We start from the raw sequence: 22,730 nt of genomic DNA, 5'->3' as shown, positions 1-22,730 counted from the left end.
CCGACCGGACGTGGACGTGGACGTGGGCGTGGACGTGGAGGAGTCGACCGATGTCCCCTCGGACGGTGATCCGATGACCACCGGCGCGGTGAGCCCGGACGAGGCGACCTTCCGCGACCTGGCCCGGACCCGGCGAGTGGTGCCGGTGGTCCGGCGGCTGCTCGCCGACGGGGAGACCCCGGTCGGGGTCTACCGCAAGCTGGCCGGCGGGCCGGGGACCTTCCTGCTGGAATCGGCGGAGCAGGGCGCCGGCGCGGCCGGCATCGCCTGGTCGCGCTACTCCTTCGTCGGGGTACGCAGCGCCGCCACCCTGGTCGAGCGGGACGGCCAGGCGCACTGGCTCGGTACGCCCCCGGCCGGGCTGCCGACCGGCGGCGATCCGGTGGCGGCGTTGCGGGCCACCGTGGCGGCGCTGACCGGCCCGGCCGCCGTCGGCCCGGTCGGATCCGAGCGGGACTCCATGCCACCGCTGCTCGGTGGCATGGTCGGCTACCTCGGCTACGACGTCGTACGCCGTTTCGAGCGGCTGCCCTCGCTGACCGAGGACGACCTGCGCCTGCCCGAACTGGGCATGATGCTCGCCACCGACCTGGTGGTGCTGGACCACTTCGACGGCTCCGCGATCCTGGTGGCGAACGCCCTGCTGCCGGCACCGCCGGACGCCTCCGCCGCCGGTCTGCCGCCCGGTGCCGCCGGTGAGGATCCGGAGCGGGCGGCCCAGGTCGCGGCGGCGTACCACCAGGCGGTGGGCCGGCTGGACGCGATGACAACGGCGCTGTCCCGGCCGATCCCGCCGATGATCGCCACGGTCGGCCGGCCCTCTGCGGGCGAGGTGTTCAGCCGGACCGCCGACGGGGAGTACCCGAAGGCGGTCGAGGTGGCCAAGGAGGCGATCCGGGCCGGCGAGTGCTTCCAGATCGTGCTCGCCCAGCGCTTCGAACGGGAGACCGAGGCCGACCCGCTGGACATCTACCGGGTGCTGCGGGCCACCAACCCGAGCCCGTACATGTATCTGCTCCGGTTCGACGACTTCGACATCGTCGGATCGTCCCCGGAGGCGCACCTGAAGGTCAGCGCCGACGCCGACGGCCAGCGGCGGGCCATGCTGCACCCGATCGCCGGCACCCGGCCCCGGGGAAGCAGCCCGGCCGACGACAGCCGGCTGGCCGCCGAGCTGATCACCGACCCCAAGGAGCGGGCCGAGCACGTGATGCTGGTCGACCTGGGCCGCAACGACCTGGGCCGGGTTTGCCAGCCGGGCACGGTCGAGGTGCCGGAGTTCGCCACCATCGAGCGGTACAGCCACGTGATGCACATCGTCTCCACGGTGGTGGGGACGCTGCGGGAGGACCGGACCGCGTTCGACGCGCTGGCCGCCACCTTCCCGGCCGGCACCCTCTCCGGAGCCCCGAAGGTGCGCGCGATGGAGATCATCGAGGAGCTGGAGCCCACCCGTCGCGGCCTGTACGGCGGCACGGTCGGCTACGTCGGTTTCGGTGGCGACCTGGACATGGCGATCGCGATCCGGACCGCGCTGATCCGGCGCGGACGGGCGTACGTGCAGGCGGGGGCCGGGATCGTCGCCGACTCCGACCCCGCCGCCGAGGACCGGGAGACCCGGAGCAAGGCGGCGGCGGTACTGGCCGCGATCGCGGCGGCGGAGACCCTGCGGCCGGCCCGGTGAACACCGACGGATCCCCGGAGAGCACTCCGGCGCGCCCCGGGTCACCGGCCCCGGCCGGTCCACCCCGCCCCGCCGGGGCAGCGGCGGCGGCCGGGCAGCCCTCCGCAGCGGCGGCACCGGTGGCCGGGCCACCCCCCGCCGACGCGGCACGGGTGACGGGGCGGCGGGAGTTGACGTACACCGTGCTGCTCTGCCTGCTCGGCGCCGGCCTGGCGGTCTTCGCCGCAACCCGGACCTGGTCCGTCGAGCTGACCGCCCGCCCGGCGCCGCTGCCACCCGGTCGGGTGACCCGGACCGGCGGCGACCTGCTGCCCTGGCTCCCGGCGCTGGCCCTGGTCGGGCTGGCCGCCACCGGAGCGGTGCTCGGCACCCGGGGGATCGGGCGCCGGCTGGTCGGTGGGCTGCTGGCGCTCGTCGGGGTCGGTCTGGCGGCCGGCGCCGGCTACGCCGGGCTCGGCACCGACACCGAGGTCGCTGCCGGCTGGCCGCTGCTCTGCGCGCTCGGCGGCCTGCTGGCCGGCGCGGCTGGCGCGTTCACCGCGGTGCGGAGCGGGGGATGGCCGGTAATGGGTGCCCGCTACGAGCGGGGCCGGTCCGCCGGTGCGGGTCCGGAAAGTCCGCTGCTCACCCCGGACGGCCGGGTCGACGGCCGACGGACGGCCGCCGCCTGGGACGCGCTGGACCGCGGCGAGGACCCCACGGTCGGCTGACCGGCGGCGTTGCGCGATCGGCTGACCGGCTGGCGGGCGCCCCTCGCGCCGCGCCGCGTCCCGGCCGGGCCAGCGGTCGGGACGGTCCCGGGCACCGCGTTGCCGTCCGGAGGGTTCGCGACGGTCGCGGGTGCGGCCGGTGGTGCGGTGCCGAGCGCCGCCACCAGGGCACGGATCTCGTCGCGGCGCAGCGCGCGTTCCCGGTCCGCGCAGATCGCCTCCCAGGCGTTGCCCCGGGCGGTCCGGATCCGGGCGTCGCCGATCACCGCGCGCTCCACGCTCTGCACCATGCCGACCGCGACGGAGAGTACGGCCCGGGGGATGCTGGTCAGGTCGATGGTCGAGCCAGGCTTAACAGCGCTCATCGTTTCCCCGCACGAAATCGATCGATCCGACTGGTCGGCGGCGGCCCCGCGACCAGTGTGCCCGACGGTGATGGTGCCCATCCGGTGTTTCCGGCCGGTCACCCCCGGATCAACGGTTCGTCCCGGCCCGGTCCACCATCCGGGACAACCTCCGCCGCGGCGTCCGCCTTCCTTGACATCCGTCACGTTCGTCGCCCGGTCGCCCGGTCGCCCGGTCGCCGGATCGCCGTCGCCCGGCCGTCCGGCTGCGGAGTGGCTTCGGCGGCGGCTCCGGTGCGATGGCGCAGCGTGATAGGCCGCTCACAAGGGTGGCCATTATGCCCCAGCCCATCTCGTGAAGCACGCCATACCCCCGAGGGCGTCCGCCCCGTGGCGACGCCTAGCATCGGCCCATGACGCCCGGAGAGGGGAGTCCGTTGGTGACTGCTGAGCATCCGCACACGGCGGGAGACGAAGCCGGATCGGCCACGTCCGCCAACGTGCTCGACGAGATCCTCGCCGGAGTCCGCGAGGACGTCGCACGACGGCAGGAAGAGGTGCCGCTGGAGCAGATCAAGCAACTCGCGGCGGCGGCCGTACCGCCCCGGGACGCGTACGCGGCACTGCGCCGCCCGGGCGTCGGGGTGATCGCCGAGGTGAAGCGCTCCTCGCCGTCCAAGGGGCAGCTCGCCGAGATCGCCGACCCGGCCGACCTGGCCGGTGAGTACGCGGCGGGTGGGGCACGCTGCATCAGCGTGCTCACCGAGGGGCGGTGGTTCGGCGGGTCGCTGGAGGACCTGGCGGCGGTCCGGACCGCGGTGGACATCCCCGTGCTCCGCAAGGACTTCGTGGTCTCCAGCTACCAGGTGCACGAGGCCCGGGCGCACGGCGCCGACCTGGTGCTGCTGATCGTCGCGGCGCTGGAGCAGAACGTGCTGGTCGGCCTCCTGGAGCGCATCGAGTCGCTGGGCATGACCGCCCTGGTCGAGGTGCACGACGAGGAGGAGGCGGACCGCGCGCTGGAGGCCGGCGCCCGGGTGATCGGGGTGAACGCCCGCAACCTGCGCACCCTGGAGGTCGACCGGTCGGTCTTCGAGCGGATCGCCCCGGGGCTGCCGAACAAGGTTGTCAAGATCGCCGAGTCCGGGGTACGCGGCCCGCACGACCTGATCCGCTACGCCTCGGCCGGCGCCGACGCCGTACTGGTCGGCGAGGGTCTGGTCACCCAGAAGAGTCCCCGCGAGGCGGTGGCCGAACTGGTCAACGCCGGCAACCACCCCGCGACACCCCGGCCGGTCCGATGAGCGAGCGTAGTGAGCGAATCAGCCGGCTCGGTGCGTTTGAGCCTCGTGGCGGCGCGGAGCGAAGCGGAGTGCCGACATGAGCGCGCGTAGTGAGCGAATCAGCCGGCTCGGTGCGTTTGAGCCTCGTGGCGGCGCGGAGCGAAGCGGAGTGCCGACATGAGCGCGCCCACCATGCCGACCGGTGAGACGGCCCTGCCCGACCTCGCCGGCCACTTCGGCCCGTACGGCGGTCGGTTCGTCCCCGAGGCGCTGGTCGCCGCGCTCGACGAACTCGACACGGCGTACCGGGAGGCGCTGGCCGACGAGTCGTTCACCGCCGAGTTCACCCGGATGCTGCGCGAGTACGCCAACATCCCGTCGCTGCTCTATCCGGCGCAGCGGCTCTCCGCCCGGGTCGGGGCGCGGGTGCTGCTCAAGCGCGAGGACCTCAACCACACCGGCGCGCACAAGGTTCGCAACGTGCTCGGCCAGGCGCTGCTCACCAAGCGGATGGGCAAGCCCCGGGTGATCGCCGAGACGGGTGCCGGCCAGCACGGGGTGGCCAGCGCGACCGCGGCCGCGTACCTCGACCTGGAGTGCGTGGTCTACATGGGTGAGCTGGACACCCAGCGGCAGGCACTCAACGTCGCCCGGATGCGGATGCTCGGCGCCAACGTCGTCCCGGTGACCGCCGGCTCACGTACCCTCAAGGACGCGATGAACGAGGCCATGCGCGACTGGGTGGCCAACGTCGACCGGACGCACTACCTGATCGGCACCACCGCCGGCCCGCACCCGTTCCCGGCGATGGTCCGCCAGTTCGTCCGGGGCATCGGGGTGGAGGCCCGGCAACAGTGCCTGGAACTGACCGGCGCGCTGCCGGACGCGGTGACCGCCTGCGTCGGCGGCGGCTCCAACGCCCTCGGCATCTTCCACGCTTTCGTGCCCGACGCCGACGTCCGGCTGTACGGCTTCGAGGCCGGCGGCGAGGGCATCGAGACCGGACGGCACGCGGCGAGCATCACCGGCGGCTCCTCCGGCGTACTGCACGGCACCCGCACCTACGTGCTACAGGACGCCGACGGGCAGACGGTCGAGTCACACTCGATCTCGGCCGGGCTGGACTATCCCGGGGTCGGCCCCGAGCACGCCTGGCTCAACGACACCGGGCGGGCCCGGTATGCGCCGGTCACCGACGCGGAGGCGATGGACGCCTTCCAACTGCTCTGCCGGACCGAGGGGATCATCCCGGCGATCGAGAGCGCCCACGCGCTCGCCGGCACGCTCAAGATCATCCCTGAGTTGACCGCCGAACTCGGCCGCGAGCCCACCATCGTGGTCAACCTCTCCGGCCGGGGCGACAAGGACGTGCACACCGCCGGGGAGTACTTCGGCATCCTCGACGGAGACCAGGGGTGAGCGAGATGGCCATCGCCTCCGACCGGAGCATCGGGCTCGCGTTCGAGAAGGCCCGGGCCGAGGGGCGCGCGCTGCTCTTCGGCTGCATGCCGGCCGGCTTCCCGACCATCGAGGGCAGCATCACCGCGATGCGGGCGATGGTCGACGCCGGGGTCGACGTGATCGAGCTGGAGATTCCGTACTCCGACCCGGTGATGGACGGGCCGGTCATCCAGCGGGCCAGCGACATCGCCCTGGCCGGCGGCGTACGGACCCGCGACGCGTTGCGGATCATCGAGGAGGTGGCCGCGACCGGGGCCCCGGTGGTCACGATGACCTACTGGAACCCGGTTGAGCGCTACGGCGTCGACGCCTTCGCCCGGGACCTCGCCGCCGCCGGTGGCACCGGCCTGATCACTCCGGACGTCATCCCCGAGGAGGCTGGCGAGTGGCTGGCCGCCTCCGACGCGTACGGGCTGGACCGGACGTTCCTGGTCGCGCCCTCGTCGACCGATCGGCGGCTGGCGATGACCGTCGAGCACTGCCGGGGCTTCGTCTACGCCACCGCGCTGATGGGGGTGACCGGTGCCCGGGAGAAGACCTCGGACGCCGCTCCGACCCTGGTCGGTCGGGTCCGGGCGGTCAGCACGCTGCCGGTCGGGGTGGGTCTCGGCGTTGGCACCGGCGCACAGGCCGCCGAGGTCGGCGGGTACGCCGACGCCGTCATCGTGGGCAGCGCCCTGATCCGCTGCCTGCTGGACGCCCCCGACGAGGCCGCCGGGCTGGCCGCGCTGGGCAGGCTCGGCGCCGAGCTCGCTGAGGGCGTCCGCGCCGTACAGCGCTGAGGGCCAGCCCTCGGCACCCGGACCGGTCCGCCGCCCTCGGCCCACCGGAGATTGGTCCGCGTCTTTGGCGCACCGACCGATCCGACGGCGTGTCCTTCGGTGGAAAACGGACGGCGGCCCAGCTCACCCCAGGCGTCGGGCTGAAGCGGACAGGAGTCTCCCCGGGGCGACAACCGGACCGGGGTGCCGCTGATGGGGGTCGCGACGGTAGCCTGTGCACCCGTGACCCTCGCCTCGCTCTCTCCTCAGGCGGCCCTGCCGAGCCCCGCCACCGCCGTGTGGCAGCTCGGGCCGGTGCCGATCCGGGCGTACGCACTCTGCATCGTGCTCGGGATCGTGGTCGCCTGCGTGGTGACCGAAATGCGGATGCGCCGCCGTGGCGTCGCCCCCTGGGCGGTGCTGGACATCGCCGTCTGGGCGGTGCCGTTCGGTATCGTCGGCGCCCGGATCTACCACGTGATCACATCGCCAGGCGCCTACTTCGGCGAGGGCGGTGACCCGATCAAGGCTCTCTACATCTGGGAGGGCGGGCTCGGCGTCTGGGGCGCCGTCGCGGGCGGTGCGGTCGGCGCCTGGCTCGCCGCGCGGCAGCTCGGCCTGCCGTTGACCGTGGTGGCCGACGCGCTCGCCCCGGGCCTGCCACTGGCCCAGGCCGTCGGCCGGATCGGCAACTGGTTCAACAACGAGCTGTTCGGCGGGGAGACGAAGCTGCCGTGGGGGCTGGAGATCCACCGGATGGATCCGACCAATCCCGGGCACGCGCTCCGTGACGACAGCGGCAACCCGGTCCTCGAACCCGGGCTTTTCCACCCGACCTTCCTCTACGAGGCGCTCTGGAACGTCGGCGTGGCCGGTCTGGTCCTCTTCCTCGACCGGCGGTTCAAGCTCGGCCGGGGCCGGGCCTTCGCGCTCTACGTGATGGGTTACACCGCCGGCCGGTTCTGGATCGAGATGATGCGCACCGACCCGGCGAACGAGTTCCTCGGCGCCCGGCTCAACGTCTGGACCGCCGCCCTCGTCTTCCTCGGCGCTCTGGTCTACTTCGTCCGGGTCCGGGGCCCGCAGGAGTTCCTCGTGCCGGTCGGTGGCGTGCCCGCCCCGCTGGGCGCGGATGGCGCCGCCACCGGCGACGTGTCCCAGGTCGACGTCTCCCGGAAGCCGGCCGCGGTCGGCGCGCCGAGCGCGTACCGGGTGGTGACCGAGGAGGAGTTCCGGCGCTTCCAGGAGACCGGCGAGGTGCCGCCCGCCGAACCGACCTCGGCCGTGCAGCCTGCCGACGCCGACGCCGACGCCGACGCCGACGGCGCTGAGGGCGCCGACGGCGAGGGCGACGACGACGGGTCCCGGCCGGAGGTGCCGGCAGCCTCGTCCGAGGTCGCCGGAGAGTCGGCCGCCGCCGGAGAGTCGGCCGCGGTCCGGGACGGCGAACCCGCCGACGCCGGCGCGGTGCCGGGGACGGCAGACCGGGACCGTTGAGCGGGGGAGCCGGCCCGATGCGTACGGCCGTGGTGGTGGGCGCCGGAATCGGCGGGCTGGCGACCGCCGGTGCACTCGCCCGCTCCGGGTGGCAGGTGACCCTGCTGGAGCAGGACGATCGGGTACGCGCCGGCCGCACCGCGCTGGTGCTCTGGCCCAACGGGGTACGCGCGCTGCGTGCACTCGGTCTCGGCGAGGGGTTGGCCGCCATCGCGACACCGCTGCCCGACGTCGGCGTCCGGCGCCCCGACGGACACTGGCTGGTGCAGCCCCGCCCCGGGCTCGGCGAACGCGCGCCGGTCGTCGTACACCGAGAGGACCTGCACGACGCGCTCATCGCCGGCCTCGGCGACCGGGTGGAGATCCGGACCGGCGTCGAGGTCCGGACCGTCCGGGCCGGCGACGGCGACGGCGACCGGCCGGCGGTCGGTGACGGGCGCGGCAGCTACGAGGCCGACCTGGTCGTCGCCGCCGACGGCATCGACAGCGCGGTACGCCGTCGGCTCGCCCCGGAGGCCACCGTGGTCAGCTCCGGCTGCGCGGCGTGGCGGGCGGTCATCCCGTGGTACAGGGCGCCGCAGCTTCCGGCCGACCGGCCGGTGGACGGCGAGACGCTCGGCGCCGGTTACCGGTTCGTCGCGGCCTCGCTGGGTGACCGGGGCGATTCCGGTGGCTCGACCCGGGGCGGGATCTACTGGGTGGCGACGGCGGCCGGTGCATCCCGCCCGGAGCCACCGGCCACCCAACTGACCCTGCTCCGGCGCTGGTTCGCGAACTGGCCGGCACCGATCGGCGACCTGCTCGCCGCGACCGAGCCGGAGGACCTGGTCCAGCAGGAGGTGCGCGAGCTACGCCCGCTGCCCCGCGCGTACGGCTTCCCGGCCGGCACCGGCGGGGTGGTGCTGGTCGGCGACTCCGCGCACGCCATGCCGCACCACCTGGGTCAGGGGGCCTGCCTTGCCCTGGAGGACGCCGCGACGCTGCGTTCGGCGGTCCGGGAGGCGATTCCCGGTGCGCCGCTGCGCGAGGCGGTCGAGACGTACAACCGGGTACGCCGTCCCCGGACCGTGACGGTGGTCCGGCAGACCAGGCGGATGTCGGCGGTGTTGCAGGCCAGGGGGCGGCTGGCGCTGCGAGCCCGGGACGCCGCCCTCGGCACCATCACCCCCCGGCTGCTGGGCAGCGCGGCGAGCGTGGCGGCCCAGTGGCGGCCGCCGGAGTGATCGACCGGGAATCGACCGCCGGCTGACCATCCACGGCGTCTTCGGCAGCCGGCTTGCCGTCGGCGGATCTTCGCTCGCCGGGGGAATGCTGACGGCCATTCCAGATCGTGGACACCCCGAGGTTGCGAGCCGGCCGGCGTCCGTCCGGGGGCGCGCCAGCGCCACGGCCGGAGGATCAGAGGCCGCGCAGGTGGGAAGAGCGCTCCTGCCGCGGGTGTCCCGACAACCCCCGCTGCGGGTGTCCAGATAAGAGGATGGGCCGTGGCCCGAGCGGGTCGCGCCGGACCCTCCGGTTCGTCGGCCAACCGACCGATCGGGAGGATGCCCGGTACGCCGTCGCATCGCGCACACTACCCGGGAGCGAAGGTGAGGGCTGCCAGTTGCGGCACAGCGTGCCTGGTCAACAGGCGAGTACGAAACGGCGGTACACCCCGGGCAGGGTACGGCTGCTCGGGCCGGTCCGGCTGGTCGGCCCCGACGGACCGGTCGCGCTGCCGGACGGCGCCGGTGCGCTCCTCGGGTTGCTGGCGTTGCGGCCGAACGAGCCGGTCCCGGACGCGGAACTGCTGGCCGCGCTCGCCGGTCGGGACGCGCTGTCCCGGGCCGGTGATCGTCCCCTGGAGCACGCGGCGACGCTGCTGGCGGCCGCGCTGGCCGATTGTGGATCGCCCAACGCGCTGGAGATCCGACCCGGCGGATACCTGCTCCGGATGCCGAGCGGCCGGATCGACGCGTGCCGGTTCCTCCACCTCCTCGACCGGGCTCGGCGCCGGGTCGCCGGCGGTGACCTCCGGGGCGCCGCCCGGCTGTTCCGCGCCGCACTGGCCGTCTGGCCCGAGCCGTTGGTGCCGGATCGGTCTGCCGGGCGCCGGGTGGAGGCCGGCGCCGAGGTCTGCGACACCTACCGGTTCTGCCCGTCCGGCTGGGCCGCAGTCGAGTTGGGCCGGCTGCGGCAGGCCAGGATCGACGCCTTCGAGGACCGCTGGGAGTGCGACCTGCGGCTTGCCGTGGCGGCGCACGCCGCCGCCGGTGGCCCGGTCGCCGACCGCGCGGTGGTGGCCGCCGGAGCGACCGCCGCGCGGATAGCCGGGACGGCGGTCGGCGAACTGACCCCGGCGGTGGCGGCCCATCCGCTGCGGGCACGGCTGTGGGAGCTGCTGCTCGTCGCCACCTACCTTGCCCAGGGGCGCCGGGCCGCCGCCGCGACGCACCAGCGGGCCCGGGAGGTCTTCCAGGACCAGTTGGGCGTCGAGCCGGCCGGCCGGGTGGGCGTACTGGCGGCGGCGGTGCGGACCGGTGAACTGCCCGAGGACTGGGCGACGGGGCCCCGTCCGGCACCCACCACCGAGGTTGCCGGCGGTCCGGGCACGTCCCGACCGCGTCCGGCCGCCCGGCTGCCGGTCCCGCTCACCGCCCTGCTCGGCCGGGACGAACTGCTGGAGGCCGTCGCCGAGCGGCTCGACCGGCACCGCCTGGTCACGCTCACCGGAACGGGTGGAGCCGGAAAGACCCGCCTGGCTGTCGCGGCGGCGAAGGCCCGTACCGATCGTCCGGTCTGGTTCGTGGACCTTACCGCGGTGGAGAGCCCGGTACGGGTGCCGCAGGCGGTGGCCGCCGCACTCGGCGTACCGGACCCGGGGCGGGACACGGTGGAGGCGCTCGCCGCCGACCTGGGCCCGGTCCGGGCACTGCTGGTGCTGGACAACTGCGAACACCTGGTCACCGGCTGCGCGGAGCTGGTGGACCGGCTGTTGTCCCGCTGCCCGGGGCTGCGGGTGCTGGCGACCAGCCGGGTCGCGCTGCGGCTGCCCGCCGAGTCGCTGGTCCGGGTGCCCGCGCTCGCCGTGCCCGAGGTGGGCACCGGGCACAGCCTCGCGGCACTGGCCGCACATCCGGCCACCCGACTCTTCCTCGAACGGGCCCGGGAGTTCTCCGGCCGGCCCGTCCCCGAGGCCAGTGCCGACGCGGTCGTCCGGCTCTGTGCCGACCTGGACGGGCTGCCGCTGGCGATCGAGCTGGCCGCGGCGCGTACCCCGATGCTGACGGTGCACGAGATCATCGCGCGGCTGCGTACCGACGTGCGGCTGCTGCGCAGTCCGGACCCGAGGCCGCCGGACCGGCACCGCAGCGTCGCCGCGGCGGTGGAGTCCAGCCTGGCCCTGCTCGACGACGACACCCGCCGGCTCTTCGACCGGCTCTCGGTCTGTGCGGGCGGGTTCGACACCGAGGCGGCGCGGTCGATCGGCGGTCCGCACGCACCGGCGTCCCTGGCGTCCCTGGTCGAGGCGTCCCTGATCGAACCGCTACCCGCCGCCGCGACCACGACGCCAGCCGTCCCGACCACGACGCCAGCCGTCCCGACCGCCACGTCGGCCGTCCCGACCACGACGCCAGCCGTCCCGACCGCCACGTCGGCCGTCCCGACCGCCGGACCAGCCGCCCCGACCGCTGCCCCGGTCGAGGGCGCCGGCCAGCCCGGGGCGGGCGGGGGCGACCAGGCCCGCTACCGGATGCTGGAGCCGGTCCGGCGGCACGCGCTGGCCCGGCTGGTCCGCTCCGGTGCCGAGGTGGCCGCCCGGCAGGCGCTCGCGGCGTACTGCCTGGACCTCGCCGAGCGGGCCGACGCCCGGCTGCGGGGCACCACCCGGGACTGGTGGCTGGCGCGGCTGCGCGCCGACGAGCCCAACCTGCGGTCCGCGATGACCTGGCTGGCCGAGGCGGGCGCCGGCGGCCCCGCGCGCGGGGATCTTCGACTGGCCGCCGCCCTCGCCATGTACTGCCGGCTGGAGGGCAACTACCGGGAGGGCCACGACTGGCTGTCCACGGCGCTGTCCCGGCACCCCGACGCCCCGGCCGCGCTGCGGTCCCGGGCCGGAATCGGCGCGGCCATGCTGGCGATGCTGGCCTGCGACTATCCGGCCGCGATCCGGCACGCGGAGCTGGCCCGGGCCGCCTGCCGGACGACCCGGAACCGCCGTGCCGAGGCGCGGGTGGAGCAGATCCTCGGCTCGGTGGCCCGGGAGCAGGCCCGGTACGCCGAGTCCGCCCGTCACCTGGCCACCGCCGGGGCCATCTTCGGCGACTGCGACGACGAGTGGGGCGAGGCGCAGATCACCGAGCTGCGCGGCTTCACCGCCTGGCTCTCGGGTGACCTGGACCGGGCCGACTCGCGGCTGTGGGCGAGCCTGCGCCGGCACGAGCGGCTCGGTGACGCGCTGGCGGCGGCGAGCGCGCTGATGAGTCTCGGTGCGGTCGCGCTGTACCGGGGCGACATCGACCGGGCGTCGTCGTTGCTGGACGTGGCGCTGCGGCGGTACTCGGCGGTCGGCTTCCCGGAGGGAGTCGGCTGGGCGCACAACCTGCGCGGCCTGGTGGAGCTGCGCGCCGGGTGCATCCGGCGGGCGGCCCACCACCTGCGGCTCAGCCTGGCGGCGCACCGCCAGGTCGGCGACCGGTGGCGCACCGCCAGCGTGCTGGAGGCACTCGCCGAGGCGGCCCGGCTGGCCGGCGATGCGGTCGGCGCCGCCCGGCTGCTCGGTGCGGCGACCGGGATCCGGGACGAGATCGGCGCCCCGGTGCCGTCCTGCGAGCGACCGGACGTCGACGCGACGCGCCGGGCACTTCGGGCCGAGCTTGGCCAGCGGTACGCCGAGGCGTGCCGCTCCGGTCGCGATGCGGGCCTGGACGGGGTGCTGGCGGCCGCCAGGGTGGCCCAGTCGGCGGGCTGACCGTCGGCGTCGCAGCCGACCACCGGAGAGCCACACGGCACCGACGACATGTCCGATGAGGACCGAGTTGGTGGAGTTGCTTCCTCAGGTTCTGAGCATAATCATCAACCTCTGTTGACTGCCGTCGACCCCGCAGTACACCCTTGCTCCAGTCATTGCACGGGGGAAGGTGCATAGTGGACACTGCTCTGTTTTGGCGTGCCCAAAATCAGCAACGGGGACCGGTCGGGTTTCTCGCGCTACTGGTCACGCTCGCGTCGGCGACCGTCAGCATCGGTGCACCCGCGGCCAGCGCCGCCACCGATACGGCGCCGGACTGTTCCGTTACCGAAGCCGCCGACGAAGCGTCGGCGGCCAGTCTGGCCGCGGCGTGCGGCGATCCGGTCGAGGTACTGAGCAGACGGACCGAGTCCGCGCGGGTGCTCGTCGACTCCGCCGGTGTCCGCACGCTGGTCGCCTCGGCCACCCCGCAACGGGTCCGGCGCGGCGACGGTACCTGGTCGACGATCGACCCGACCCTGCGGCGGGTCGGCGGCGGCGTCGTCCCGGCGGCGACCCTCGCCGACGTGTCGTTCTCGGCCGGCGGCTCCGGGCCCATGGTGACCTGGCGCTCCGGTGCCGCGACCTTCACGCTCGGCGCACCGTCCGGCGGGCTGCCCGCACCGCGGCTGGCCGGCGCCACGGCCGTGTACGAGTCGGTGCTGCCCGGAGTCAACCTGCACGTCACGGCGACCGCGGAGGGGTTCACCCACGCGGTCGAGGTGCTGACCCCGGCCGCTGCGGCGAATCCGGCGGTCCGGCGCCTCAGCTACCCGACCGGCGGCAACGTCCGGGTCGACCGGCTCGCCGACGGGGGCCTCCGGCTGGTGGACGCAGCCGGTGCGACGCTGGGCGTGACCCGCGCCGCCTCGATGTGGGACTCGACGCGAGAGTCGGAGCGGGCCGGCGAGGTGCTGCCCGGTGTCGCGCCGGCCGCGCCGGCCGAGCCGGCCTCCGCCGCCGAGCCCGGTGTCGCCTCCCGGCAGGCCGAGGTCGCGGTGGACGTCGTCGACGGTGGCCTGGTCGTGCGGGGCGACGAGCGGATGCTTGCGGACCCGGCGGTCACCTGGCCGGTCTTCATCGACCCACCCTTCAACGGGCTGCGGTCGAAGTGGGCATACGCCAACAACGCCAACAAGAACTGGGACGTCGGAAATCGCGCCTGGGTGGGCCGCAACCCGTACGACGGGGTGCTGTACCGCTCGTTCTTCGACTTCGACACCTCGGCGATACGGGGCACCCAGGTGCTCTCGACAAAGGTGACGATGAAGCTCGACCACTCGTACTCGTGCGACAACGACTGGGTGCACCTCTATCGCACGGCCACCGCCGGGATCACCTCCGCCAGCGGCGGCCGGATGGCCTGGGCGACCCGCCCACTCCCGTCGTCGACCTGGCTGGACTCCTGGGAGGGGCACGCGAACGAGGCCGGCGGCTGCGGCCAGACCCAGCCGGACGCCGACGCGGTGTTCGAGAGGGCCGAGTTGACCGCCGACCTGCAGGCCCAGGCGACGGCGAACGCGACCACCTACACCGTCGGGCTCTGCGCCTGTAACCCGGCGGGCGAGTACGAGTCGTCGCAGGGTCGGTGGAAGAAGTTCTTCACCGACCGGACGTACCTGATCGCGACCTACGACAAGGCGCCGAACGTGCCGACCGTAACGCCGTTCTCGACGACCACCGACTGCTACCGGGCCTGCGTCTCACCGGCCCGGGTGCGGACCGCGACCCCGACGCTGGGCGTGGGCGTGTCGGACCCGTACAACGGAAATCTGCGGACGACCTTCGAGGTCCGGGCCGCGGCCTCGGAGACGGCATCGCTGGTCGCCGGCAACGCGGCCGCGCCGGTCACCACCTCGGCTCCGGGAACGGCGACCTGGCGGGTGCCCTCGGGCGTGCTGGCCAACGGGACCAGCTACTACTGGCGGGCCTGGTCGGTCGACGAGAACAACCTGACCGGGGAGCCGACCGGCTGGCAGACGCTGACGGTGGACACCGCGGCACCGGCCGCGCCGACCGTCTCCTCGGGGCAGTATCCCGAGCAGCGCTGGGGCGCGGTGCTGGGCACCGCGGGCACGTTCCAGCTCGGTGGGGCGTCGGACGTCGCGGAGTTCGCCTGGCGGATCGACTCGGGGTCGAGCACGACCGTCGCGGCGACCGCGGGTACCACCGCCACGGCCACCGCCTCGACGACGCCCGGCACGGACATGGTGCACACGCTGGCGGTCACCGCGAAGGACACCGCCGGCAACACCAGCCCGACCCGGTCCTACCAGTTCTGGGTCTCGCCGGTGCCGAACAAGTACGCGCACTGGACCATGGACGAGGTCTCCGGGGTGACGGCGGCGGACACCGGCGGCGGTGGCAGTGCCCGTTCGCCGATGACCGCCTCCGGTGGGGTCACCTTCGGCCCCGGCTACCTGGGCAACGCGGCCTCGTTCGCCGGCGGCGGCAGCCAGCTCGCGGCCGGCGGCCCGGTGCTGGACACCACCCGCAGCTTCACCGTGATGGCCTGGGTCCGGGCGTCCGACCTCGCCACCAGCCAGGTGGCCACGGTGCTGAGCCAGGACGGCGCGACCGCCGGCCGATTCACCCTGGGCTACCGGCGCAGCGCCAACGGTGGCGCGGGTGGCTGGTGCTTCGCCATGCGGACGACCGAGGCCGGCACGCCGACCACCGCCTGCACCGACGGCTCCGGTTGGGGCCTGCCGTCCACCGGCATCTGGATGCACCTCGCCGGGGTGTACGACACCAGCACCGGCACCATCCGGGCATACGTGATGGGCGATCCGCTCAGCTGCGGCGGTGAGGTCGCCGAGACCGCGTTCACCGGTTCGTGGGCGGCCACCGGCTCTTTCGTGATCGGCCGATCCCGCAATCCGGATGCCACCACCGACCACTGGCGGGGCGCCGTCGACGACGTCCACGCCTTCCAGCGGGTGCTCTCGGCCGCCGAGATCTGCCAGCGCGCCGTCGAGTGACCCGACCGATCCCGGTCGTTCGCTGACCGCCCGGGGCACCCGGACCGCCCGGTCCGGGTGCCCGGGAGGCTCCACCCATCCCACCGCAGCCCGAACCCCTGGCTTCCCGCCGACGGGTTTCGTGGCTTCCTTCCACAGCTCCGGTCGCTGCCGATCGTCCGTTCGAACGGGGGAACAGTTCGATGAAGTCAGACGCCACGGGTAGTCCATCCTCCACACCGCAGAGAAGGGCCGCCCGACGCCGGCCGGTCCGCGTTCCCTGGCGACCGGTCCGACGTGGTGTCGCCGCGACCCTGGCGGCGGTACTCGCGGTGACGCTGCTGGGGCAGCCACCGGCCGGCGCCGTCGACCAGGGCTGGAAGCCGCCGGTGCCCCGGGACGTCCCCGGGGTCGAGGTGACCGCGCACCGACCGGCGGCGCCGCGGCCGGCCTGGTCGGCCGAGTCCCGGGCGGTACGCGGGGCCCGGCCGGTGACCTGGCCGCAGCCGGGCACCGCGACGGCCTTCCCGGCGTCCGCCGGCCGGCAGCGGGCCGGATCCCTGCCGGTGACCGTCGCCCGGGTGCCGGCCGACGTCGACCGGGCCCCGAGGGCGGCCACCGCCGGGGCCGGCGCGGTGGCGGTGACCGTCTTCGACCGGGCGGTGACCAACCGGGCCAACGTCTCCGGCCTGCTGCTGAGCCTGGCCCCGGCCGACGCCGCCGGCACCGGCCCGCTGTCGGTGGGCGTCGACTACGCCGGCTTCGCCGACGCGTACGGCGGGGACTGGGGGTCCCGGCTGCGGCTGGTCCGCCGCCCGGCGTGTGTCACCACCACCCCCGAGCTGCCCCGCTGCCAGGGCGGCACCGTCCTGCCGACGACGAACCAGGCCACCGCCCGCCGCCTCTCCGCCGAGCTGCGCCTGGCGGCGGACGGGCCGACGGTGCTGGCCGTCGAGCCCGGACCCTCCGGCGACAACGGCGACTACACCGCCTCCGATCTCTCCGCCGCCGGCACCTGGGAGGTCTCCACCCAGACCGGTGCGTTCACCTGGTCGTACGAGCTGGGGATGCCGCCCGCCCCGGAGGGCCCGGAGCCGACCGTGTCGTTGGAGTACTCCTCCGGCTCCCTCGACGGCCGGACCGGCAACTCCAACAACCAGGGTGGTTGGGTCGGTGACGGCTGGGACTCCTGGCCCGGCTTCATCGAGCGCCGCTACGCCTCCTGCGCCGACGACAATCCGGGTCACAAGACCGGGGACCAGTGCTGGTTCTCGGACAACGCGACGCTGTCGATGAATGGCCGCTCCGGTGAGCTGATCCGCAGCGGCGACGTGTGGCGACTCAAGGACGACGACGGCACGAAGATCGAGCGGCTCTCCGAGGCGGCCCGCGCCAACGGCGACAACGACAACGAGTTCTGGAAGGTCACCACCACCGACGGGATGCAGTACTTCTTCGGCTACCACCGCCTGCCGAACTGGACCGCCGACAAGCCGGTGACGAACTCGACCTGGACGGCGCCGGTCTACGGCAACAACGCCAACGAGCCCTGCAACAAGTCCACCTTCGCCGCCTCCCGCTGCGACCAGGCGTGGCGGTGGAACCTGGACTACGTCGTCGATCCGAACCAGAACACGCTGGCCTACTACTACGGCAAGGAGACCGGGGCGTACGGCCGGGACAACACGCCCAGCCAGCGGACGACGTACGACCGTGGCGGCTGGCTGGACCGGATCGAGTACGGCACCCGCTACGGCACCGAGTACTCGGCCGCCGCCCCGCTGCGGGTCCTCTTCAGCACCGCCGAGCGCTGCCTGGCGGGCTGCTGGACCGGCACCCCGTGGCAGTCCGACCCGGTCCGGTCGGCCTGGCCCGACACCCCGTGGGACCAGTACTGCAAGGCGTCCCCCTGCAACGAGCAGACCGTGGCGACCTTCTGGTCGTCCCGGCGGCTGACGAAGGTGACCGCCCAGCTGCGCAACGGGACGTCGACCTATCGCGACGTCGAGTCGTGGACGCTGCGCCAGGAGTTCGTCAATGCCGGCACCGGCGAGAGCACCCCGATGTGGCTGCGCGGACTGCTGCGCAAGGGGCACGTCACCACCGCCGGTGGCGCCGAGGTGCAGGACCCGGAGATCACCTTCGATCCGGGCGCGGAGCCGCTGCCGAACCGGGTCGACGCCCTGGACGACCAGCGGACCGAGCTGAACCGCTGGCGGATCAAGGCCATCCGGACCGAGAGCGGCGGCGACATCCTGGTCAGCTACGCCGGTGGAGACTGCACCCGGAGCAAGGCGCCGAAGCCGGAGTCGAACACGACGCGCTGCATGCCGTCGTACTACGCCTGGCCGGGCAGCGGGGATCCCACCCTGGACTGGTTCCACAAGTACGTGGTGACCCGGGTCGACCTCGACGACGTCGTCACCGACCAGCCCACCCAGTCGATCTTCTACGACTATCTGGACACCCCGGCCTGGGCCTACAACACCGACGAGCTGACCAGGGACAAGTACCGCACCTGGGGCGACTGGCGGGGCTACGGCCGGGTCCAGGTCCGCAAGGGCGACCCGACCGGCGGGGTGCGAACCGCGACCGAGTACCGCTACCTGCGTGGCATGCACGGTGACAAACAGCCCTCCGGCACCCGTACCGTGCAGGTGCCGGACACCTGGGGCGGCTCGATCACCGATCACGAGGCGTTGCGGGGCTTCCTCCGCCAGGAGATCACCTTCGACGGCGCCGGCGGCGCCGAGGTCTCCAGCAAGCTCTTCGAGCCGTGGCGGGTCGGCCCGACCGCCACCCGGACCCGGCAGACCCTGGTCACCAACGCCTGGAAGGTGGAGACGGCGACGACGCGGACCCGGACCGCGCTGGCCGACGGCCGGTTCCGGACCGCGAAGAGCACCAGCACCTTCAACACCGACGGCCTGGTGACCGCCGTCGACGACTTCGGCGACGAGAACGTCAACGGGGACGAGACCTGCGTGCGGAACCGGTATGCCCGCAACGACACCAGCTGGATGATCGACCGGATCAGCCAGACCGAGACGCTCACCGGCACCTGCGCTGCGGCGGCCGACCCACCGGCACCGTCGACGGTGCTGAGGCGGAACCGGACCTTCTACGACGTCTACCGGGACGGGTCCTCGTTCGGCGCGGCGCCGACCAGGGGCAACGCCGTCCGGACGGAGGACCTGGAACGCTTCGCCGGCAGCACCCCGGTCTACGTCCGTACCGAGACCCGTAGCTACGACGAGAACAGCGGCCGGCTGACCAGTCAGACCGACGCCCGGGGGTACACCACCCGGTTCGAGATCGTCACCGAGCATGGTGGACTGGTGACCCGTCGCAAGGAGATCAATCCGCTGGGCCACACCGTCACCACCACCGTGGAACCCGCCTGGGACCTGCCGGTGCGGACGGTCGACGCCAACGACCGGATCACCGACCAGCGCTACGACGGGCTGGGCCGGCAGATCGGCGTGTGGCTGCCGGGCCGCGACTCGGCCACGCAGAGTCCGAGTGTGCGGATCGGCTACCAGATCCGCAACGCGGGTGGCCCGAGCGCGGTCACCACCGAGACGCTGCTGGTCACCGGCAGTTCGTACCGGACGAGTATCGAGCTGTTCGACGGCTTCCTCCGGGACCGGCAGACCCAGACCCGGGCCACCGGCGGCGGCCGGCTGCTCACCGACACCTTCCACAACGCCCGGGGCGAGGTCGACTGGGTCTCGCAGCCCTACTACGACACCGGCAACGGGGCGCCGTCGACGACGTTGGGCCGGCCGGCCGGACAGATTCCCGCGGTGACCCAGACGCTCTACGATGGCGCCGGCCGGCAGATCGTCGAGATCCTCAAGGCCGCCGGGGCGGAGAAGTGGCGTACCACCACCGACTACGCCGGTGACCGGGTGCACACCGTGCCGCCGGACGGCGGTACCGCGACCACCGAGCTCAAGGACGTCCAGGACCGGACCACCGAGCTTCGGCAGTACCGGTCCCGCGCCGACGTCGGCTCCACCGACCCGGCCCGGTTCGAGGCGACGAAGTACACGTACACCCCGCTCGGGCAGCAGGAGACGGTCCGGGACCCGGCCGGAAACCTCTGGTCCTACCGGTACGACCTGCGCGGTCGCGAGGTCGTTTCGGTGGATCCGGACCGGGGCGAGAGCATCGCGACGTTCGACGCCAGCGGCAACCAGGCGTCGAGCACGGTGCGGCTGGGCAGCGGTACCGCCACCATCGCCTACACCTACGACGAGCTGAACCGGCGGACCAGCGCCCGGGACGACAGCGCGACGGGTGCGTTGCGGGCCGCCTGGGTCTACGACACCCTCCCGTACGGAAAGGGCGCACTCACCTCGGCGACCAGGTATGTCGACGGGGCGGCCTGGATCACCCGTACGGACGAGTTCGACACCCTCGGCCGGCCGCTGGCGACGTCGGTGGTGGTGCCGGCCAGCCAGCCGCAGCTCTGCGCGGCGGCGGCACCGGATCCCTGCGTCTACACCACCAGGACCAGCTACCGGGCCAACGGGAAGGTGCACCAGACCACCCTGCCGCAGGCGGCGGACCTGCCGTCCGAGCGGCTCACCAGCGGCTACACCGACGTCGACGGTGAGGGGACCCTGCTGTCGCCGCAACAGATCTACGTCAACAAGGTCACCCACGACAAGCTCGGGCAGACCATCTCGCGCGAGTTCGGCGCCTACGAGTCGCGGCTGACGGTCACGGTGCAGATCGAGGAGGCGACCGGCCGGCTCACGGAGGCCAGCGCCATCCCGGTGGGCGGCAACCCGATCGCGAAGTGGTCCTACAGCTACCAGGACAGCGGCAACCTGAAGCGGATCGTCGAGGGCGTCGACGCGGCGAGCCAGGACGTCCAGTGCTTCGGCTACGACCACCTGCGCCGGCTCGACTCGGCCTGGACGCCGCGCAGCGGTGACTGTGGTCCGGCGCCGACCGTGGCCGGGTTGGGCGGCCCGGCGCCGTACTGGCGGTCGTGGAGCTTCGACGCCAGCGGTAACCGGCGGACCGAGACCCGGCACGGCAGCACGAACACCACGTTCACGTACACCCATCCGGCGCCCGGCGCGGCCCGGCCACACGGGGTGACCCGGGTGACCGCGACCGGCGGGTCGACGGAGGTGCGCGACTACACCTACGACACCGGCGGCAACACATCCACCCGGCCCGGGGCGGCCGGTGGCACCGCCGAGCTGACCTGGGACCGGGAGGGCCGCCTGCAACGGGTGGTCGACGGCGGGGCCACGACCAGCTACCGCTACGACTCCGAGGGCAACCGGCTGACCCGCTCCGACTCCTCCGGCGACACCCTTTATCTGCCGGGCGGCCTGGAGGTGCGGGTCGACCGCTCGACCGGGGTGCGGACCGCGACCCGCTACTACACCCACGACGGGGAGACCATCGCGGTGCGCTCCGGTGGCAAGCTCTCCTGGATCGTCTCGGACCACCACGGCACCGCCGAACTCACCGTGGACGCGACCACCCTGGCGGTGGCCCGGCGGCGCACCCTGCCCTACGGTGAGTTGCGGGGCGGTGCCACCGGGGTCTGGGCACCCGGGTTGGACAAGGGGTTCGTCGGGGGCACGGTCGACCCGACCGGGACCACCCATCTCGGCGCCCGCGAATACGATCCGTTCCTCGGCCGGTTCATCTCCAGCGATCCGTTGCTGGAGACCGGGAATCCGGTGCAGATGCAGGGCTACGCGTACGCGAACCACAGCCCGACGACCGAGTCCGACCCGACCGGCCAGATCGTGCTCGGTGACAACGAGGGGAAGCTGAAGGCCTACAAGCCGGTGGGCAGCAAGAAGTACAAGATCGTGGACAGCCGGCCGAAGCCGAAGCCGAAGAAGAAGGACAGCTGCAAGTCCCTCTGCAAGGCCAACAACAAGATCAAGCCCTACAAGGCAGCCTGGAACAAGTTCTTCACCGCCCCGGTCTCGGCCGCCTGGAAACGGTACGTCTCCGACCCCGTTGCCGCAGCCCGGCAGGGCGTCACGAACTGGTTGAAGCCGAAGTGGTCGAAGTCGGCCCAGCGGCAGTCGGCCATAATCGGGAAATTCATGTCGTACGCGGCGCGGATGACCGGAGGTCAGTGTGAGGTCCGCTACGGCCTCGAAGTGTGCCAGCAAGGATGGTTGCCGATGAAGGCCCGGGGCGGCACGACATACGGCACCACGTTCATCACCGACAAGCATCCGAAGTCGGTGGGCCCGTCCCTCGCCCAGCACGAGAAGGTGCACCGGGACAAGCAGTGGGGAACGTACGGTGCGGCGTTCGGCCCGATCTATCTGTTCCACGAGTGGACCGACCGATACAAGTGGGGACAACCCTGCAACAGGTGGGAGGCCCAGGCCGAGGCTCTGTCCAAGGGTGGGGGTGGATATCCAGGATGCTGACCCGTCGGCTGCGCCGGGCCGCCGTGCTCGTCGCCGCGTTGCTGATGCTCGCCGGGTGCCTGCTGCCCAGCCACGACTACTACGGATTCGGCGTGGCCCGGATCGGCGACACCTTCCACATCTTCGCGCCGATCTGTGCCAACGAGCGGATCGTCGAAGTGGACGCGATCGACAACGTGGCTGCCGGCGAGGCGTCCTTCTACGACCCGGCCGAGACCCGCTACAGCTACTGGCGGGTGGTGGATCCGGCGGACGAGTCGGCCGCCGAGGGCTGGATCATCCTGGGCGACGATTCGGCGTACCGCCGGGTGCTGGTCGCCGCCGGCTCCGGCGGGCCACTGCCGGAGGTCGTCGCAGTCGAGTTGCGGGTCGAGGTCGCCGGAAAGCTGCACCAGGTGGGCGACACCTTCCGCCCGGCCGAGGTGCCGAGCTATCCGGCCGGCACGGACCCGAAGACCGTCGAGTACGGCTGGCAACTCAGCACGTCGGAGCCGAAACGACTGACCGCGGAGCAGATCCGGGAGCGGTCGAAGTGCGCCCGGGACTATCCGGCCTGACCGGGCTGCCGGTTCCCGTCCTCCGGGGCGGGAACCGGCACCGGCGATGGTTCCGCCA

11 protein-coding genes and 1 pseudogene are annotated in these 22,730 nt (G+C 73.4%); 11 read left to right on the top strand and 1 reads right to left on the bottom strand.

Going from position 1 to position 22,730, the window contains the following annotated elements; genetic code table 11:
* Window positions 1–73 precede the first annotated feature (73 nt).
* The gene (locus tag EV371_RS02730; RefSeq protein ID WP_130465611.1) at window positions 74–1,684 is read left to right on the top strand and encodes an anthranilate synthase component I; all 1,611 of its coding nucleotides are present in this window, start codon (window positions 74–76) and stop codon (window positions 1,682–1,684) included.
* Window positions 1,685–1,803: 119 nt separating this feature from the next.
* Window positions 1,804–2,394, top strand: a complete 591-nt coding sequence (locus tag EV371_RS02725; RefSeq protein ID WP_130465610.1) for a Trp biosynthesis-associated membrane protein — start codon at window positions 1,804–1,806, stop codon at window positions 2,392–2,394.
* A gap of 128 nt (window positions 2,395–2,522) precedes the next feature.
* Here the strand turns inward: EV371_RS02725 and EV371_RS02720 are convergent.
* Window positions 2,523–2,759: pseudogene (locus EV371_RS02720) on the bottom strand (hypothetical protein); the annotation flags it as partial.
* Between the two features lie 479 nt (window positions 2,760–3,238).
* On the opposite strand from EV371_RS02720, the gene trpC reads away from it, so the two are divergent.
* The 9 genes from trpC to EV371_RS02675 all read left to right on the top strand — a co-directional run bounded on the left by trpC (window position 3,239) and on the right by EV371_RS02675 (window position 22,672).
* A complete protein-coding gene (trpC, locus tag EV371_RS02715; protein WP_207230691.1) occupies window positions 3,239–4,042 on the top strand; it encodes an indole-3-glycerol phosphate synthase TrpC in 804 nt (267 codons plus the stop codon).
* Window positions 4,043–4,198: 156 nt separating this feature from the next.
* Window positions 4,199–5,440 (top strand): tryptophan synthase subunit beta, encoded by a 1,242-nt coding sequence (gene trpB / locus EV371_RS02710; protein ID WP_130460641.1) that lies wholly within the window; start codon window positions 4,199–4,201, stop codon window positions 5,438–5,440.
* Between the two features lie 5 nt (window positions 5,441–5,445).
* Entirely contained in the window at window positions 5,446–6,264 is an 819-nt protein-coding gene (trpA, locus tag EV371_RS02705) for a tryptophan synthase subunit alpha (protein WP_130465609.1), read from the top strand.
* Window positions 6,265–6,486: 222 nt separating this feature from the next.
* The gene (gene lgt, locus EV371_RS02700) at window positions 6,487–7,740 is read left to right on the top strand and encodes a prolipoprotein diacylglyceryl transferase (RefSeq protein WP_130460640.1); all 1,254 of its coding nucleotides are present in this window, start codon (window positions 6,487–6,489) and stop codon (window positions 7,738–7,740) included.
* Window positions 7,741–7,757: 17 nt separating this feature from the next.
* Entirely contained in the window at window positions 7,758–8,963 is a 1,206-nt protein-coding gene (locus EV371_RS02695; RefSeq protein ID WP_130460639.1) for an FAD-dependent oxidoreductase, read from the top strand.
* 380 nt (window positions 8,964–9,343) lie between these two features.
* Window positions 9,344–12,691, top strand: coding sequence for a BTAD domain-containing putative transcriptional regulator (locus EV371_RS02690; protein ID WP_165436588.1), 3,348 nt, complete (start codon window positions 9,344–9,346; stop codon window positions 12,689–12,691).
* Between the two features lie 176 nt (window positions 12,692–12,867).
* The gene (locus EV371_RS02685; RefSeq protein ID WP_486484449.1) at window positions 12,868–15,711 is read left to right on the top strand and encodes a LamG domain-containing protein; all 2,844 of its coding nucleotides are present in this window, start codon (window positions 12,868–12,870) and stop codon (window positions 15,709–15,711) included.
* A 311-nt stretch (window positions 15,712–16,022) separates the two neighbouring features.
* On the top strand, window positions 16,023–22,115 hold the full coding sequence (locus EV371_RS02680) for an RHS repeat-associated core domain-containing protein (protein ID WP_130460637.1): 6,093 nt from the start codon (window positions 16,023–16,025) through the stop codon (window positions 22,113–22,115).
* Window positions 22,109–22,672: a hypothetical protein gene (locus EV371_RS02675; RefSeq protein WP_130460636.1), complete on the top strand. Its 564-nt coding sequence runs from the start codon at window positions 22,109–22,111 to the stop codon at window positions 22,670–22,672. The genes EV371_RS02680 and EV371_RS02675 overlap by 7 nt, the downstream gene beginning before the upstream one ends.
* Window positions 22,673–22,730: the final 58 nt, after the last annotated feature.

Source organism: Plantactinospora sp. CNZ321 (assembly GCF_004217235.1).
Note: the sequence above shows the minus strand (reverse complement) of the source record. Positions and strands in the feature narration are given on the sequence as shown.